At 61.3% G+C, this 16,069-nt stretch carries 17 protein-coding genes; 13 read left to right on the top strand and 4 right to left on the bottom strand.

The genetic code is table 11. The annotated features are described in order from the left end of the window. Positions 1-13: 13 nt before the first annotated feature. From ABZ728_RS12225 to erpA, 3 genes are all read right to left on the bottom strand, one after another. Positions 14-1,036: a TAXI family TRAP transporter solute-binding subunit gene (locus ABZ728_RS12225; RefSeq protein WP_366656425.1), complete on the bottom strand. Its 1,023-nt coding sequence runs from the start codon at positions 1,034-1,036 to the stop codon at positions 14-16. 106 nt (positions 1,037-1,142) lie between these two features. Then, complete coding sequence (gene xth / locus ABZ728_RS12220) at positions 1,143-2,027, bottom strand: exodeoxyribonuclease III (protein ID WP_366656424.1); 885 nt, start codon at positions 2,025-2,027, stop codon at positions 1,143-1,145. Positions 2,028-2,125: 98 nt separating this feature from the next. Then, positions 2,126-2,527, bottom strand: coding sequence for an iron-sulfur cluster insertion protein ErpA (erpA, locus tag ABZ728_RS12215; RefSeq protein ID WP_366656423.1), 402 nt, complete (start codon positions 2,525-2,527; stop codon positions 2,126-2,128). 150 nt (positions 2,528-2,677) lie between these two features. Here erpA and dgt point away from each other — a divergent pair, with 150 nt between their 5' ends. The 12 genes from dgt (at position 2,678) to ABZ728_RS12155 (ending at position 14,340) form a co-directional block, all read left to right on the top strand. Next, positions 2,678-4,000: a dGTP triphosphohydrolase gene (gene dgt / locus ABZ728_RS12210; protein WP_366656422.1), complete on the top strand. Its 1,323-nt coding sequence runs from the start codon at positions 2,678-2,680 to the stop codon at positions 3,998-4,000. Positions 4,001-4,034: 34 nt separating this feature from the next. After that, a complete protein-coding gene (locus ABZ728_RS12205; protein WP_366656421.1) occupies positions 4,035-5,288 on the top strand; it encodes an SPOR domain-containing protein in 1,254 nt (417 codons plus the stop codon). A 41-nt stretch (positions 5,289-5,329) separates the two neighbouring features. Next, positions 5,330-6,394: a beta-N-acetylhexosaminidase gene (gene nagZ / locus ABZ728_RS12200; protein WP_366656420.1), complete on the top strand. Its 1,065-nt coding sequence runs from the start codon at positions 5,330-5,332 to the stop codon at positions 6,392-6,394. After that, positions 6,391-7,245, top strand: coding sequence for a ScpA family protein (locus ABZ728_RS12195; RefSeq protein WP_366656419.1), 855 nt, complete (start codon positions 6,391-6,393; stop codon positions 7,243-7,245). Before nagZ ends, ABZ728_RS12195 begins: the two co-directional genes overlap by 4 nt. Continuing rightward, complete coding sequence (scpB, locus tag ABZ728_RS12190; protein ID WP_366656418.1) at positions 7,238-7,939, top strand: SMC-Scp complex subunit ScpB; 702 nt, start codon at positions 7,238-7,240, stop codon at positions 7,937-7,939. Before ABZ728_RS12195 ends, scpB begins: the two co-directional genes overlap by 8 nt. A gap of 160 nt (positions 7,940-8,099) precedes the next feature. Further along, complete coding sequence (gene tatA / locus ABZ728_RS12185; protein ID WP_366656417.1) at positions 8,100-8,357, top strand: twin-arginine translocase TatA/TatE family subunit; 258 nt, start codon at positions 8,100-8,102, stop codon at positions 8,355-8,357. 238 nt (positions 8,358-8,595) lie between these two features. Further along, positions 8,596-9,246 carry a Sec-independent protein translocase protein TatB gene (gene tatB, locus ABZ728_RS12180; RefSeq protein ID WP_366656416.1) on the top strand — a complete coding sequence of 217 codons (651 nt, stop codon included), beginning with the start codon at positions 8,596-8,598 and terminating at the stop codon, positions 9,244-9,246. A 19-nt stretch (positions 9,247-9,265) separates the two neighbouring features. Beyond that, positions 9,266-10,069 (top strand): twin-arginine translocase subunit TatC, encoded by an 804-nt coding sequence (gene tatC / locus ABZ728_RS12175; RefSeq protein ID WP_366656415.1) that lies wholly within the window; start codon positions 9,266-9,268, stop codon positions 10,067-10,069. Between the two features lie 174 nt (positions 10,070-10,243). Then, complete coding sequence (gene serS, locus ABZ728_RS12170; RefSeq protein ID WP_366656414.1) at positions 10,244-11,515, top strand: serine--tRNA ligase; 1,272 nt, start codon at positions 10,244-10,246, stop codon at positions 11,513-11,515. A gap of 19 nt (positions 11,516-11,534) precedes the next feature. Next, positions 11,535-12,299, top strand: coding sequence for a 5'/3'-nucleotidase SurE (gene surE, locus ABZ728_RS12165; RefSeq protein WP_366656413.1), 765 nt, complete (start codon positions 11,535-11,537; stop codon positions 12,297-12,299). Continuing rightward, positions 12,296-12,964, top strand: a complete 669-nt coding sequence (locus tag ABZ728_RS12160) for a protein-L-isoaspartate(D-aspartate) O-methyltransferase (protein WP_366656763.1) — start codon at positions 12,296-12,298, stop codon at positions 12,962-12,964. The genes surE and ABZ728_RS12160 overlap by 4 nt, the downstream gene beginning before the upstream one ends. Before the next feature lie 101 nt (positions 12,965-13,065). Continuing rightward, positions 13,066-14,340 carry a LysM peptidoglycan-binding domain-containing M23 family metallopeptidase gene (locus ABZ728_RS12155; RefSeq protein WP_366656412.1) on the top strand — a complete coding sequence of 425 codons (1,275 nt, stop codon included), beginning with the start codon at positions 13,066-13,068 and terminating at the stop codon, positions 14,338-14,340. Positions 14,341-14,363: 23 nt separating this feature from the next. On the opposite strand, the gene ABZ728_RS12150 is transcribed toward ABZ728_RS12155, so the two are convergent. Further along, entirely contained in the window at positions 14,364-15,245 is an 882-nt protein-coding gene (locus ABZ728_RS12150) for an ATP-binding protein (RefSeq protein ID WP_366656762.1), read from the bottom strand. Positions 15,246-15,586: 341 nt separating this feature from the next. Between ABZ728_RS12150 and yajC the strand changes: the two genes are divergently transcribed. Further along, positions 15,587-16,021 (top strand): preprotein translocase subunit YajC, encoded by a 435-nt coding sequence (gene yajC, locus ABZ728_RS12145; RefSeq protein ID WP_366656411.1) that lies wholly within the window; start codon positions 15,587-15,589, stop codon positions 16,019-16,021. Positions 16,022-16,069 lie beyond the last annotated feature (48 nt).

Genomic DNA, 16,069 nt, shown 5'->3' with positions numbered 1-16,069 from the left:
AGGACTCCCAGACTCAGTCGATGAGACCGTGTTCGCGATAGAAGCGGGCAGCCCCCGGATGAAGCGGTATCGAAAGCCCCTCCAGCGCCGACGACAGATTGATGTTGCCACCCATTCGGTGCCCGGCTGACAGGCGCCTTTGCGTCTCTTCCGCCCATAAAAGCCGCGTGACCTCGTAGACGATGTCGTCGGGCAGACGGGCATGGGTGATGAATTGCGCGCCGATCCCTACGGTCTCAACCGATGGGTGATCGGGGTATGTGCCGCCAGGTATGGTTAGCGCGGTATAGAAGGGGTGATCGGCCAGGAGCCGGCGTGCCGGCGCACCATCGATCGGGACGATGCGGTAGTCGCCGGGCCGAAGCGTATCGCTGGCGATGAGGCTGCGCAAAGGCGGACCGGCGACGGCGAAAAACCCGTCCAGCAAATCTGCGGCCATTCTTTCCAGCGCAAGGTCGGCTTTCATGTATTCGGCATTGAACATGTCGTCGGTAATCTCGAATGCCGCGAGGAGGTACTGGGCATCGACCAGCGTTCCCGATCCAGGTTCATCCAGCGATATTCTGTGGTCTTCGATACCGGCGAGTCCGGTTATCCCCGCTTCAGCCGCTGTTACGAGGTGCATGGCTTCGGGATAAAGATTGGCTATCGCCCGCAGATCGCCATGCGGCTGTTCGCCATCGAACATTCCCGTTCCGGTATGAGCCCAATGGACGATATTCGCCTGGGCGAATCCTCCTTCCAGCCCGCCTTCGGCCAGGGATTCAATGTTGGCAACAGAACCGTTCGAGGTCTGTGCAACTGCGAGGATCGACGGCGGGCAGTCCCGGCCGTCGCAGGCGCTGCTCATCGACAGGCTCGATATTCCCTCGGCCATGCTGCGGCCAATGGGAAAATAGGTGCCGCCACTGCCGCCGGTCCCGATCCGGAAAGAGACCAGATCGTTCGCGGCTGAATCGGCAACAGTGAGCGCGCCGGCCAGAGGCGCACAAATGACGGCAATTGCCGCGACAAAACGGCCAAACCGTCCAGCCATGAACGTCCTCCCGCCAAAAAGGGGATCCCGACAACCATTACGCGAAATCAGCTTCGCGCAAATTGTTTAAAAAAATCTGTAGGCGAGAGGAAAGCGGAGAAATCGACTACTGGTCCGCGAGTTGCCGACGCAGCGTGATGACCAGGGGAGTGTGATCGGAAGCCTTGTCGCGGCCGCGCGGCGCGCTGTCGATGCGGGCGGCGTCAAGACGATCCACCGCCTGCGGCGACAATAGCGCGTGGTCGATACGGATGCCGTGGTTGTGCTGCCACGCGCCTGCCTGATAGTCCCAGAACGTGTAGGCCCCGGCGTCATCCGGATGAAGCGCGCGAAAGGCGTCGTAATAGCCCATATTTGCGATTCGGCGGAATGCCCGGCGCGTGTCGGGCAGGAACAGGGCGTCGGTCTCCCAGGCCCGTGGATCGTAACAGTCGATCGCATCGGGAATGACGTTGTAGTCGCCGCAGGCCACCACGGGTATTTCTTCGGCAAGCAGCGCCGCGAGGCGATCATGCAACCGGTCCAGCCATGCCAGCTTGTATCGATATTTTTCGCTGTAGCTTTCGCCTGTCATGGCCGGATTGCCGTTGGGCAGATAGAGGCAGACCACGCGAACACCAGCGATATCGGCTTCGATGTACCGAGCGTGGGAATCGCTGGCGTCGCCGGGCAGTCCGCGTGCGACATTCGTTGCAGTATGACGGTGAAGAATTGCGACGCCGTTGTAGCTCTTCTGTCCGTGCACCTCAGCCGCGTAACCGAGTTCTGCCAACGCGTCGTAGGGGAATTTTCCGGTTTCGCATTTGAGTTCCTGCAAGCAGGCAATATCCGGACGTTCGTCCACCAGCCATCGGCAGACGCCATCGAGCCGCGCCTTGATCGAATTGACGTTCCAGGTAGCGATCGAGAGGACGGCCTCACCGGCGGTTGAGTCCTCGTTCCCTGTCGAGTTTCCGGTCTCGGCGGTTTTGTCGGATCGGGTGTCGGACATCGCGTTTTCTTCTTATTCTGGGGCTGCGGGCGCAAACGGTTGCCGTCCGCTCTACCAGGGACGTTTGCGACGGCGTCACCAAATACACCGGGTTATGATCAGATCGAGAAAGACGTACCGCATCCGCACGATGACGCTGCATTGGGATTGCGGACCTGGAACGAGGCCCCAATCAGTTCCTCGACGAAATCGACCTCTGACCCGTCGAGAAGGTCCAGCGAAACGTCGTCGACGGCCAAACGGACCCCATCGCGCTCGAACACCAGATCGTCCTCGTGGACGGCGTTGTCGAAGCCGATTCCGTATTGAAAACCGGAGCATCCTCCACCGCTGACCGAGACCCGCAGAATGAGCGTGTCATCGGCGCGCCGTTCGATCATTTGCCGCACACGCCGAACGGCGCTGTCCGATATCGTTATGACCCGCCCGCCGGTTGTCGGCCCGTCATCGGTTCTGACATCGGTTCGTTCAGCGGTTGCCGATTGTATCGCGTCGCTCATGGAACAGATCCTGAATTCGGTGCTTTGCGTGACAGTCGCATTTTGCCACATCCATTATGTATAAGCCAATTGGCGCTGCGCAATGCCGGCTCGCTACGAGGGGGCTGCTTTTTCCAGCGGAACCGGTCCGAGGAGGATGAATAGTTCGAGATGAGTGGTCTGGAGTGGACGCAGTTGATGTCGAAGCACCGGGTTGGCGGGGAGGCGGTCCAACCGTCCGACCACCGGTACCGGACGGCGTTCGAGATCGATCAGGATCGCATCACATGGTCGGCGGCGTTCCGATCGCTGCAGGACAAGCGCCAGGTCCATGGCAGCATCGTCGGCAGCGACTATGTGCGGTCCCGCCTGACCCATACCGCCGAAATCGTTCGCGTCGCGCGCACGATCGGATTTCTGGTGGGCGAGCGTATTTGCCGGAGACACCCGGAACTGGAGGTCGATCCGCCGACATTCGGCCATCTGCTCGCCGCGGCCGCGGCCGGGCACGATATCGGCCACGGACCTTTCGGCCACCTTTCGGAGGATATCGCGTCGGAATGGTGGCAATCCAGCCCACTGGGCCGGGAACTCAGACAGGGTCTCAGCGCCCGGATGTCACACGAACTCACCCACTGGGAAGGCAATGCCCAGGGGTTTCGAATTCTGACCCGGATCGAAGGGTGGCGGCAGACCGGCGGCCTGCAGCTTACCGCCGCGGCGCTTTGCACCTATACCAAGTATCCGTGGACTGCACCAGAGATACCCGGCGAGGCCCGGCCGTCGCTGCGGAAATTCGGATGCTTCGAGGGCGAACTACCGCTGTTCAGGGAGGCGTTCGAGGCCTGCGGCCTTCCGGAACTGGCGCCAGGGCACTGGATGCGCCATCCGCTGGCGACCGCCCTGGAATGCGCCGATGACTGCTATCTCGTGACGGATCTGGAGGATGGTTACGCTGTCGGTGCGCTGTCGTATCGAGAGGTCGAGGATCTTCTCCAGCCGCTCGCAGGGACACCTCGGTCGGACTATGCCGACCTGGAGAGTGATGAAAAGCGTATCGTATTCCTTCGGGCGAAGGCTGTGAAAACGCTGGTCAACCAGTCCGTCGACGCCTTTTTCGACAACTACGACACGATTATGGACGGCCGGTTCGACGATTCGCTGCTGACGTGTATCCCGGCGGCCGACGTTCTTGGTGGGATCCGCCAGATCAGCAAGCCCAAGCTTTACGACTTCCAGAGCCGGGTCGTCGCCGATCTGAAGGCTGAGCGGGTCGTGCGCACGGTGCTGGAAAATTTCGCCGCAGCCCTTTACGACCGTGAAGTTATGGTGGACACAAGTGCAGTGTCGATCCGAAATCAGGCGGTGCTCAATACGATCGCGAATGTTGAGCGTATCCCGTTGCGCCGCGAGGCCTGGATCCGGGCGATGATGGACCGGATCATCGCACTGACCGACCGGGCAGCGACTGAGCAGGCGGCGATCCTGTCGTGACCGTGCGCTTATGACCAATTAATCGGAACGTTTCATGACCGACTATCGGCGAAGATCCCCGACAATGGATGGAAGGCACGATGGGTCCGACGGCGTTCCCGATCGTCAGCCTGCGCCCCGTACGAATTCCTGGTACGAACCGGAGGCTCATGCCGGATCCGGGGCTGGAGACGGGTTCGACCATGATGGCAACCGGCACCGGGATCAGGACGCTGGCGGGGGCCCCGGACAAGCTTATGGACAAGCTTACGGTCACGGGGAATTCATCGACGACATTGACGATGACGACGACTATGACGGTTCGGAAAATGGGCCGTGGATCGAGCCCCCGGATGACGGGCCGGCAGGTTATCGGTTTCGCCTGCTGGCCGGTGTGGCTGCGGTTATCCTGATCGTTGGTGGCGGTGCGTTCTGGTTGTTCTCGGATGATCCGTCGATCGGAGGCTTGCCGGAGGATGCGCCGCTTATCGCCGCCATCGACGGTCCATACAAGGAACGGCCGGTGGATGCCGGCGGGCTCGAAGTTCCGCATCAGAACCGTCAGATCCTGCAGACTTTGGGCGGACGTCACGCACCGGATCGGGTGGAGAGCCTGTTGCCCGGACCCGAGGAGCCGGTCCCATTGCCGGATGCTGTCGAACAGCCTGAGGGCGAAGGCTTTGCCATTGCCGGACGCGACGGCCTGTCGGACCCTCCCGTTATCCCGGAAACGCAGGACGTAGAACCGTTTGGTTTCAATTCGATACCGACGCCGGCTGAGAGCTCGCCTGAAGACGGTGCCGATCCTGCCGAAGAGCCCGCCAGCGAGCCGGCGGTGGGTTTTGACGGACGGGAAGACCAGATAGCGGCCTTGATCGAACAGATGGGCATTCTTGACGACGCCCCCTCCGGGATGGACCCGAGGCCGGTCCAGGAAGGCCCCGCCGATCAAACCGAACCGGAAGCCGGTCAGGTGCCTGTCTCGCCGGATACCGATGGCGATCGACCCGATGATGGACCGGAACAGGACTCTGCAAATGGCCAACCGATCGCAGCGACACCCGATGGCGGGTTCCGTGTTCAGTTGGGTTCGGTCGACAGTGCGGATGCTGCGCGCGGCGAATGGTCGCGACTGTCGGGGCGCCATTCCGATCTGCTCGGCGGCCTCTCGATGACGGTGCAGGAAGCTGACATCTCCGGACGAAGCTGGTACAGGCTTCAGGCCGGCCCATTAACGCGGGAGGCGGCCGAGCAGGTCTGCCGCGAGTTGGAGAGCCGGAACGCCGGTTGTATCGTGGTGAGCCGATAGCGCGTCGGTTGCCAGCCTTTCGAGGACAAGGGATACCAGCGATGGCGGATCCAGCGGCAATCCTGATCGGATGTAGTGGGGCCACATTTACCGCCGAAGAGCGACGGCTGATCGCACGTGCCAATCCCCTGGGCTTGATCCTGTTTCGGCGCAACTGCGCGGATGCAAACTCGATCCGGGCGCTTACCGCCGAGTTCCGTGATCTTGTCGGTCGGTGCGACGCGCCCGTGATGATCGATCAGGAAGGCGGCCGGGTGCAGCGGTTGCGGCCGCCGGAATGGCCTGATCTACCGGCGCCGGGACGTTACGCCGAATTGGACCGGTGCGATCCGCAGTTGGCTGCCGCAAAGATCGGCGCCCACGGGCGGATCATCGGTCTCATGCTGGCCGAGTTGGGCATCACGGTCGATGCCGCGCCCGTTCTCGATCTTCTGTTCGACGGTGCCAGCAGCGTCGTGGGCGACCGCGCTTTTGGATCGGACCCGCACCGGGTAGCCGTTCTGGGGCGCGCCATGGCCGACGGTCTTTCAAGTGCCGGTGTTGCGCCGGTCATGAAACACCTGCCGGGGCATGGCCGGGCAAAACTAGACAGCCATCACGGCCTCCCTCGGGTCGATGCCCCGCTGGACCTGCTTGAAGCGTCAGATTTCGTCCCGTTCGCAGCGCTCGCGGACCTTTCCTGGGGGATGACGGCTCACGTCGTGTATGCTGATGTCGATCCGGACCTGCCGGCAACGCTATCCCCGACCGTCATACAAGACATCATCCGCGGCAAGATCGGCTTCGACGGTTTACTGACAACCGACGATCTGGCTATGGGTGCGCTGACAGGTTCCCCGAATGAGCGTGTGGCGCGGTGCCTCGACGCCGGATGCGATATCGCCCTGTACTGCGATCCGTCACCACGTCGTCTGGCCTCCGCGCTGGAAGCCGCCCGTCCCTTGAGCCGGGATGGTTTGGCCCGCCTGAAGCGTTGGCAAATGGCCGCAAGCCAGGCGCGACCCGGCCAATGGGCGCACGAGTACGCCGAGTTTGCGCCGCCTGCCGCGTCGGCCCCGGACAACGCGGCATCGACCCGGGCCGACACACCGGTGGCCGATCGATGACGGGACCAGTAGCTGGGCAGACCGAAACGTTTCAAGAGGACGCGAAGCCGGCTGGTGGCGATCATGCGAAAGATGCTGCCGGGGAACTGTTCGTGGCGCTCGAAAGCTATGAAGGGCCGATCGATCTGCTGCTCGATCAGGCTCGGGCGCAAAAGGTCGACATGTCGAAGATTTCGGTTCTGGCACTTGCCAACCAGTACCTGGATTTCATCGAGCAAGCGGAAAATCTTCGGATCGAACTGGCCGCTGACTATCTCGTTATGGCCGCGTGGCTGGCCTATCTGAAGTCCCGGCTGCTGTTGCCTGCTGATGAGACCGAGGACGATGAGCCGAGCGGCGAGGAACTGGCAGCTGCCTTCACCCGGCGCCTGCAGCGGCTTGACGCCATGCGGCGTGCCGGCGAGGCCCTGATGGCGCGCCGGATCGTTGGACGCGATTGGTATGCAAGCGGCCGGACGCCCGAACTTCAGTCCGTCAAGACAACAGCTTACGATGTATCCCTCTACGATCTTCTTAAGGCATACGCTGAACACCGGCGGCCGTCGGAGGTGATTGGCGAAACCTATCGTACCCGGCTCAACCTCGTGTCGGTTGACGAAGCGGTCCGGCGATTCAGCCATCTGCTCGGCGTGTTTCCCGGTTGGAATCGACTGGAAGGTTTCCTGCCCAAGTCGCTGGTCGACAAGCTTCATTCACGTTCGGCTCTGGCGTCCCATTTCGTGGCGGCACTGGAATTGGCCAAATCCGGAAAAGTCGAACTTCGCCAGAACCAACCCTTTGCGCCGATATATGTCCGGGCGTCACCGGATCGGGTTCGGCAGACGAGCGCCGGGACCACCGAGAATGAATAGCAGTCCCGAGCATCCCGACCACCCCGCGGGGGACGGCGGAAATGCCGAAGAAGATCCACTATCAGGTTCGATGACCGGTGTTTTGAATGGACCGGTGGATCATGTACGCTTGGTCGAAGCTGTCCTGTTCTCGGCGCCGTCGCCGGTCCCACCCCGGGATCTGCGTGCCTTGCTGCCGGAATCTGCCGATCTGGATCTCATCATGTCGGATCTGGCCGAGCGATATGCCGGACGCGGCGTCATTCTGACTGAAGCGGCCGGCGGATACGCCTTCCGGACAGCCCCCGACCTGACGCCACATCTGAGGACAACCCGGCAAGTCTTTAAGAAGCCGGGGCGTGCGGCCATCGAGACGTTGGCGATCATCGCCTATCACCAACCCGTTACACGCGCTGAAATCGAGGACCTTCGCGGCGTTGCGACCAACAAGGGGACTCTGGATGCGCTGATTCATGCCGGCTGGATCAAGCCCGGTGGCCGCCGCAGAAGCCCCGGACGACCGCTCACCTGGGCTACGACCGACGGCTTTCTGGCGCAATTCGACCTCGGATCGCTGGACGACCTTCCGGCGCTGGAGGAACTGAAGGCGGCCGGCATGCTGGATCGTGACAATGTATCGGATCGGCCGGACGATGGCCACGAAGGGGGGCCGGATCGGCCCCATGACGACCGGGACGGCGAGGGACAGATTTAACCCGAACCCTGCCGGGTTCTGCATCCCCCGATCCGGTGAACGGCCCCGGTGACCGCCCCCGGTGACCGCCATTGCTATGACATAGTGTTTCTGCCATCATTCCGACCGACAAAGACGACGGTCGAAATCGACCGTCTGCAGCTTCCGGAGTAGCATCATTATGGGTTTGGGTGTTTGGCAGGTCGTTCTGATTCTGGTGATCGTCCTGATTATCTTCGGAGCCGGTAAGCTCCCACGGGTAATGGGCGATGTCGCCAAAGGGGTGAAAAATTTCAGAAGCGGTCTGAAGGAAGAAGACGAGGCGGATGACGGAACGAATCCGAACCGTCAGCTCGATGAAGACGGGCGGCCGACGACGACCAGTTCATCGACCGTCCAGGACAGCGACACGCAGCGAGACGGTGTGTCGAAACCCTGACCGGCCAGCGCGTTGCCAGCTGCTCCTGGCGTATCGGTCGAAGGCCGGGACCCTGCCTTGGGGCTTTGCATTCCGACCGGATGGATTTTGGTGATCCTGGCAGGAGCCTGGCGCGCGGCAAGCCAGTTTGCCTCATACATTAATGTGCCGGAACGTACCTGCGCAATCCAATGGACTGGATTGAGGCAGGGCGAGGCGGCGAAGGGCGCGGTGACTGGCGTTCGGAAAGACGGAAGACATGTTCGATATCGGTTGGCCGGAGTTGATGATCGTTATGATCGTCGCTCTCATTGTCATCGGCCCGAAAGATCTGCCCAAGGCTCTTCGGCAACTCGGGAAGTGGGTCGGCGCCGCGAGACGAATGAGTTCCGAGTTCCACAAACATGTGGACGACATTGTGCGCGAGACGGAACTCGAAGACGTGAAGCGGGGCATCGACAAGGCACGATCGGTCAATATCAAACGTGAGCTTGAAAAGCAGATCGATCCCGACGGATCACTCACTCAGGCATTCAATGGGTCGAAAAAAGTGTCCGGGTCGGGCCGATCCTGGCGCGCCGACGAGAGTGCCGACACGGGCACTGACACGACCGGTTCCGCCAGGATACCGGATTCGCGGGCGCGATCGGCTGCTGTCACGAATAGCTCAGCGTCCACCGGCACGTCCACTGGGGCATTCGCTGGCGGCGTCAGCGCACCGCAGAAGCCGACCGGCAACGGCATCACACATACGACGACCGCGCAGGTCTTGACCGACGCAACGTCGCGTTCGCCCGGTCTTTCTGATCGGTCGGCAAGCACGTCGTCGCAGCCTGCGACGTCGCCGCGACCATCCCCGCAAAAACCGTCGGTCGAACCGGATCAATCCGTAACGACTGACAAGGCCTGATTCGAACGGATCCGCTGACGTGGCTGAAAAGACAGAAAACACGATTGACGATAAGCCGATGCCGCTTATCGAGCACCTCATCGAGCTGCGCAATCGTTTGATGTATGCGACGGCTGCACTCTTCGCGGCTTTCCTTGTCTGCTATTATTTCTCTGACGATATTTACGCGTTTCTTGTCCGGCCTTTGGCGTCGGCATTGGAGGGCGAAAATCGGAGGATGATCTATACCGGGCTGACTGAAGTTTTCTTCACTTATATTAAAGTAGCATTTTTTGCGGCGGCGTTCTTCTCGTTTCCCGTCGTTGCTTCGCAGTTTTATCTTTTTATTGCTCCGGGTTTATACAAAAACGAACGGCATGCGTTTTTGCCATTTCTTGTTGCAACGCCGATATTGTTCTTCACCGGCGCTGCGATGGTTTACTATCTGGTCATTCCCCTGGCGTGGCGGTTTTTTCTGGGGTTTGAGGCACCAGGCGGCGACGGCATGCTGCCTATTCAGTTGGAAGCCCGCGTTGCGGAGTATCTGAGCCTCATAATGAAGTTGATTTTCGCGTTCGGCATAGCCTTCCAGCTGCCGGTTGCGCTCACCCTGCTGGCTCGCGCCGGTATTGTCTCGTCCGATACGTTGGCTGCAAAACGAAAATACGCCATCGTCATCGTGTTCGTGGTCGCTGCCATTCTGACGCCGCCCGATATCATCAGCCAGATCGGGCTCGGGATACCCATCATTATCCTCTACGAGATATCAATCATTCTTGCGCGCATGGGTGAAAAGAAGCGGGCGAAACGTGAAGCCGAAAGCGAGCAGGACAGCGAGATCTGATCCTCGCTTATGCTGGGCACGGTTCGGACTGCGGCGGGCGATCGAATGGTCGCCCGCTGCTTCCGTGCCTTGCGCAATCGTGATGTTACTGTGGCCTTTTCTGGATTTTTCTCTCGGACCCCGTTTATAACGCCCGGACGAATTCGACGACGGCCCATGCCAATCGGAGCCCAAATGCACGACCTTCGCTGGATACGCGACAACCCCGAGGCTTTCGATCGGGCAATGGCCCGGCGCGGCGAAGCCGCGGTCTCAGCAGAGCTGCTGGCTCTCGATGAGAAGAAGCGTTCACTGCAGACGGAACTGCAATCCCTTCAGCAACATCGAAACACCGTTTCGAAGGAGATCGGAGCCGCGAAGAAGGCCGGCGGCGATGCCGATGCCCTGATGCGCGAAGTGGCGAGCATCAAGGAGCGGATGGCAGGTCTGGAGGAACGCGAGCGCGAGTTGAGTGACGAATTGTCACAATGGCTGGCCCGGCTGCCCAATGTCATGGCCGACGATGTTCCCGACGGTGCGGATGAAGGCGACAACGTCGAATGCCGGCGCGTTGGCGAGCCGAGGGAAATTTCCGACGCCAGGGATCACGTCGCCCTGGGCGAAGGGCTCGGGATGCTCGATTTCAAGTCGGCGACAGATATGGCCGGTTCGCGTTTCGTGTTGTTGCGCGGCGGGCTGGCGCGGCTGGAACGGGCGCTCGGGCAGTTCATGCTCGACATACACATTGCCGAGCATGGCTTCGAAGAGGTGCAGCCGCCGTTTCTCGTCGGGTCCGAGGCCCTGTTCGGGACCGGGCAGCTTCCAAAATTCGGTGAGGATCTGTTCAGGACGACGGACGATCGGTGGCTGATCCCGACATCAGAAGTACCCCTGACGAATATGGTCGCGGACCGGATACTTTCTGCCGACGATCTGCCCATGCGGCTGACGGCGCTGACGCCCTGCTTTCGCTCCGAGGCCGGCGCGGCAGGGCGCGATACGCGCGGCATGATCCGCATGCATCAGTTCAACAAGGTTGAAATGGTCTGCATTACGACGCCGGAGAACTCCGACGCCGAACAGCAGCGCATGCTGACCTGCGCCGAAACGGTCCTGCAGCGGCTCGGGCTTGCGTATCGTGTTGTCAACCTGTGTTCGGGCGATATCGGATTCAGCGCCCGGCGGACTTTCGACATTGAAGTGTGGCTGCCCGGTCAGGCACGGTATCGGGAGATTTCGTCGGTATCGACAACCGGAGATTTTCAGGCACGGCGGATGAATGCGCGGATGCGAAAAGCGGGCGAGAAGGCGACGCAGTTCGTTCATACTTTAAATGGCTCAGGCGTTGCCGTCGGCCGCGCCCTTATTGCGGTCATGGAAACATTTCAGCAACCCGATGGCTCTATCGTCGTGCCTGAGCCGCTGCGACCCTATATGCGCGGCATGGATGTCCTGAGACCGGCATAAACAACGAGGCTGAATCGAATTGAAAAAGAATCCTCGCATACTCCTGTCAAATGACGATGGAATTCATGCACACGGCTTTTCGGTTCTTGAACGAATTGCGCGGTCCCTGTCCGACGATGTCTGGGTATGCGCGCCGTCTGCCGAGCAGTCCGCCGCCAGCCATTCCCTGACAATCCATCGTCCGGTGCGTCTCGGGCGGGTTGATGAAAAACGCTATACGGTTGACGGTACCCCCACGGATTGCGTTCTGCTTGCCGTCAATCACATCATGGCCGACCAGCCGCCAGATCTGGTGCTGTCGGGCGTCAATCACGGTCGCAACATTGCCGAAGACGTAACCTATTCCGGCACCATCGCTGCCGCCATGGAAGCGACGCTGCTCGGTATACCGGCGATCGCGTTCAGCCAGTCTCTGCCACAGGGAAGCGATGCCGATTGGTCCGTAGCCGAAAAATGGGGCCCGCAGATCGCGGCTCGGCTGCTTGATGCGGGATGGCCGCAGGGCGTGCTGATGAACGTCAACTTTCCGGCTGTTCTCGCGGACGAGGTCGCGGGCGTCGCCGTCGTTCCGCACGGCGTGCGCAAAATTGGTGATGTTCTGGACGAGCGGACCGACCCGCGCGGCCGATCCTATTTCTGGATCGGCTCCAGTCGCAGCGACCAAGAGGCACCAGACGATACCGACATCAAGGCGCTGTCGCGCGGCCAAATCACGGTGACGCCCCTGCACCTGGATCTCACCCACCATGCGACGCTGGCAACCCTGAAAGGGGCACTTGGCTGATCATGGAAGCACGCAAGATCCGCCTGCTGATGACGCTGCGGCGATCCGGGATTACGGACACGCAGGTGTTGGGCGCGATTGAGCGCGTGCCTCGGGAAGTGTTCATTCCCGCCACATTTCACGATCAGGCTTACGAAGATATGGCTCTGCCAATCGGTATGGGCCAAACGATCAGTCAGCCGATGGTGGTCGCGCGCATGACGCAGGCGTTGGAAGTCACGGACCGGCACAAGGTCCTCGAAATCGGAACCGGGTCCGGGTACCAGGCTGCGGTTCTCGCCAAATTGTGCCGGCGCCTCTATACGATCGAGCGACACAAAGAATTGCTGGACATCGCCGTAGAGAGGCTGGAAACCTTGCGTGTGCGCAATGTGACGGCATTGGCGGGCGACGGGACGAAGGGGTGGCCGGAACAGGCACCATTCGAGCGAATACTGGTTACGGCAGCTCATGGCGGCGATGAGCCGCCCAAGGCCCTGACCGACCAGCTTGCCGTCGGTGGACTGCTGGTGATTCCAATGGGCGACGAGAAGCGCAAGCAACGGGTCGTTCGTTACCGGCGCATGGATGATGGGCTCGAGCGGGAGGATTTGTGGCCAGTTCGCTTCGTACCTCTGCTGCCCGATACTCAGGACGGCGCTCAACGGATGAAGGCATCATCATGACGCAGCAAAGCGGTCCGGGACCCTCTCAGGCGGCCCTCCAGGGAACGATTGGACAGGTACCAAGCGACTTCAGGAAGCGCCTTTTCACAAGGCGTGGATCCATGGCCGTCTCTCTACTGGTATCGGCGCTTGCTGCCGGCTGCACCTTGCCACCGCCGTTGCCGGGGCAATCCGGGGATGTTACCGCAGAAGAACAGTCACCCAGATACGCTGTGGTTCAGCCGGGTGAGAATGTCTCGATCGTGGCCGAACGCACCGGGATTCCCGTGCGCGCCATCATTGCGGAGAACGACCTGCGAGAGCCGTACACCGTCTATCCCGGCCAACAGTTATCGCTGCCGCAGGCGCAGTTTCACCACGTCAGCAACGGCGATACCCTCTATCGGATTGCTCAGAACTACGATGTCGACGTCGATGCCGTCGCTCAGGCCAATCGGTTGGACACGCCCTATACGATTTTCGTCGGTCAGTCGCTGCGAATCCCCGAGGGTCCGGGCCAGGGGCGCCAGACTTCTGTCGGCCAGACGACTGTGGCCGAGCGCGGCGACGCTGGACAAGACGGCGGCGCAACGACCGCCTGGAGCGAGCCACGGCAGGATCAGGATGCCGGACGTGCCGCCGATGGCCGGCCCCGGGCGCTGACACCAGCGCGTTCCAGCAATGACCGCACGGTGACGGCAGAGCCCCTGTCGGAGTCGCCGTCCGGTACGTCCCAAACCCGCGAGGCCCAAGCCGACAACGACGATCAAACAGATGGCTCGGCAGTGCCGCCCGACTCTGCCCGGTCCGTTTCGCCCCCATCAGGCACCGACGGATCCGTGCCGGCGGAGGCGGATATCACCGCACAGCCGGTTGCTGATGAGTCGTCCGATGAAGGACAGGAGGCAGAGGCACCGCGCCCGGAACCACAGGACCAGCCGACGCAGGAAAGTGCTGCCGTCAATGAAGAGCAGGCGAATCTGCCGGCTGTGTCCGCGCCGGCAGCGCGCAGCGGCGATCGTTTTTCATGGCCGATCGATGGTTCGGTGATTTCGACGTTCGGCCCGAAAGACGACGGGCAGCATAACGATGGCATTAATATCGACGCACCCCGCGGCACCCCGATCAGGGCGGCAGATAATGGCGTTGTCGCCTATGCCGGAAGCGAGTTGCGGGGATATGGCAATCTGATCATTGTCCGTCATGCGGACGGCTGGGTTACGGCTTATGGCCATGCCGATACGATTTCGGTCCAGCGCGGCCAGTCCGTTTCCGTGGGCGATACGCTGGGTGAGGTCGGCTCGACCGGGGCTGTCAGTTCGCCGCAACTGCATTTCGAGATACGGCGGCAATCGACGCCGGTCGATCCGATGGACCATCTGACGCCCCGTGGCTGAGCCGACATCGCGAGTCCGGTTGCCTAACGCCGGTCCAGCCGACGGCCAAGTGATCCTGCAAGATCCTGGATGAACTGCCAGGCAACGCGACCGGATCGGCTGCCGCGCGTCACTTGCCACTCGCGGGCACGGGCATGCAGTTCCTCGCGCTCGATGGGGAGATCATATGACCGGGCATAGTTCTCAACCATCTCGAAAAAGAGGTCCTGGCGGCAGGCGTGAAAGCCCAGCCAGAGCCCGAAGCGGTCGCTGAGCGATACTTTTTCCTCGACGGCTTCTTCCGGCATGATGGCGGATGACTGCTCGTTCTCGATCATGTCGCGTGGCATCAGGTGACGTCTGTTCGAAGTTGCATAGAGAAGAACGTTGCTCGGTCGTCCTTCGATGCCCCCTTCGAGGACCGCCTTCAGCGATTTATAGCTTTGGTCGGATTGGTCGAAGCTGAGATCGTCGCAAAAGAGGAGGCAAGGGCGGTCGACCGATCTGAGTTCGGCCATCAGCTTTGGCAGCGTCGGAAGGTCCTCGCGATGGACCTCGACCAACGCCATCGCACCCGGCGTCTCTTCGTTGATCCGGGCATGGACGGCCTTGACCAGCGAACTTTTCCCCATGCCGCGCGACCCCCAGAGCAAGGCGTTGTTGGCCGGAAGCCCGCGGGCGAATCTTGCGGTGTTCTCCAGCAGGATGCTCTTTTGTTGGTCGATGCCCGCCAGCAGGTCGATATCCGTCTTATTCACCGTCACAACGGGCTGTAACCGGGCAGCATCCGAGACCCAGACGAAGGCATCGGCGGCACGCGGGTCGAACGGCGCGGACGGCGCCGGTGGGGAATTGCGGTCGACACCATCGGCAATACGCGATAGGGCTTGTTCGATTCTTTCCAGCGCTGCCGGAAGGTCGCTCAGATCCGTCACGGGGTTGATTCTCCTCGTTGCATTGGTCCCGGGTGTCGACATCGAACGCCGGCTGTTCGGTGCGGATGCCAGTCTTTGCATTCGGGGTTTCCGACAAAGCCGTTCGGTATTAAACCGTCCGGCGCGTCAGCGCAAACCAAAGACGGACACGGCGATTTCGGCCGCCGATCCGGCAAGCGTGAGGCACGTTGGCGTCGCCCACGTCAACAACGGCGAGCGCCGGGATCGACGACCGTAGCGTCCATCGGAGGAGCGCTTTCGATTGCAACAGCACGACGGATCGTTATAGTCGCGATTTCCGCGGCGGAACCCGGTTTCAATAGGAGCTCTATATGTTCATTTCGCAGGCGTACGCTCAATCGGGCGGGGCCGGTGGCGGCAACCTTCTGATCAATCTGTTGCCCCTGATTCTCATTTTCGTCGTCTTCTACTTCCTGCTGATCCGCCCTCAGCAGAAACGGCAGAAGCAGCATCGCGAGATGCTGGACGGCATACGGCGCGGCGATCGCATCGTGACCAATGGCGGCATCGTCGGCCAGGTCGTCAAGGTCGGTTCGGACAACATGCTGACGCTGGAAATCGCCGACGGCGTCAGGGTCAAGGCGATGCAGCACATGGTCGCGGACGTGCTGGCAAAAACGAAGCCCGCCAGGGGCAAGGGCGGGGATGATCAGGACGGCGAGAGCGATGCCGCGGATGGCGACACAGCGGCCGAACCCCCAGCTGCGGACGCGAAAAAGGGATTCGGCCGTTTCCTCGGGCGATAGCCATACGCTGACCGTAAGCCGGGCAAACCGTAAGCCGGAATGTACGTT

This window comes from Fodinicurvata sp. EGI_FJ10296, from assembly GCF_040712075.1.
Classification (GTDB): Bacteria; Pseudomonadota; Alphaproteobacteria; order DSM-16000; family Inquilinaceae; genus JBFCVL01.
This window is presented reverse-complemented; position numbering and strand designations above follow the sequence as displayed.

Bases quoted from the DNA above. Each gene is read 5' to 3' on its own strand.
- scpB (WP_366656418.1), top strand. From the start codon at position 7,238: ATGAATAGCAGTCCCGAGCATCCCGACCACCCCGCGGGGGACGGCGGA.
- xth (WP_366656424.1), bottom strand. From the start codon at position 2,027: ATGTCCGACACCCGATCCGACAAAACCGCCGAGACCGGAAACTCGACA.
- ABZ728_RS12195 (WP_366656419.1), top strand. From the start codon at position 6,391: ATGACGGGACCAGTAGCTGGGCAGACCGAAACGTTTCAAGAGGACGCG.
- nagZ (WP_366656420.1), top strand. From the start codon at position 5,330: ATGGCGGATCCAGCGGCAATCCTGATCGGATGTAGTGGGGCCACATTT.
- ABZ728_RS12205 (WP_366656421.1), top strand. From the start codon at position 4,035: ATGACCGACTATCGGCGAAGATCCCCGACAATGGATGGAAGGCACGAT.
- yajC (WP_366656411.1), top strand. From the start codon at position 15,587: ATGTTCATTTCGCAGGCGTACGCTCAATCGGGCGGGGCCGGTGGCGGC.
- ABZ728_RS12155 (WP_366656412.1), top strand. From the start codon at position 13,066: ATGGCCGTCTCTCTACTGGTATCGGCGCTTGCTGCCGGCTGCACCTTG.
- erpA (WP_366656423.1), bottom strand. From the start codon at position 2,527: ATGAGCGACGCGATACAATCGGCAACCGCTGAACGAACCGATGTCAGA.
- dgt (WP_366656422.1), top strand. From the start codon at position 2,678: ATGAGTGGTCTGGAGTGGACGCAGTTGATGTCGAAGCACCGGGTTGGC.
- ABZ728_RS12225 (WP_366656425.1), bottom strand. From the start codon at position 1,036: ATGGCTGGACGGTTTGGCCGTTTTGTCGCGGCAATTGCCGTCATTTGT.
- tatB (WP_366656416.1), top strand. From the start codon at position 8,596: ATGTTCGATATCGGTTGGCCGGAGTTGATGATCGTTATGATCGTCGCT.
- serS (WP_366656414.1), top strand. From the start codon at position 10,244: ATGCACGACCTTCGCTGGATACGCGACAACCCCGAGGCTTTCGATCGG.
- tatA (WP_366656417.1), top strand. From the start codon at position 8,100: ATGGGTTTGGGTGTTTGGCAGGTCGTTCTGATTCTGGTGATCGTCCTG.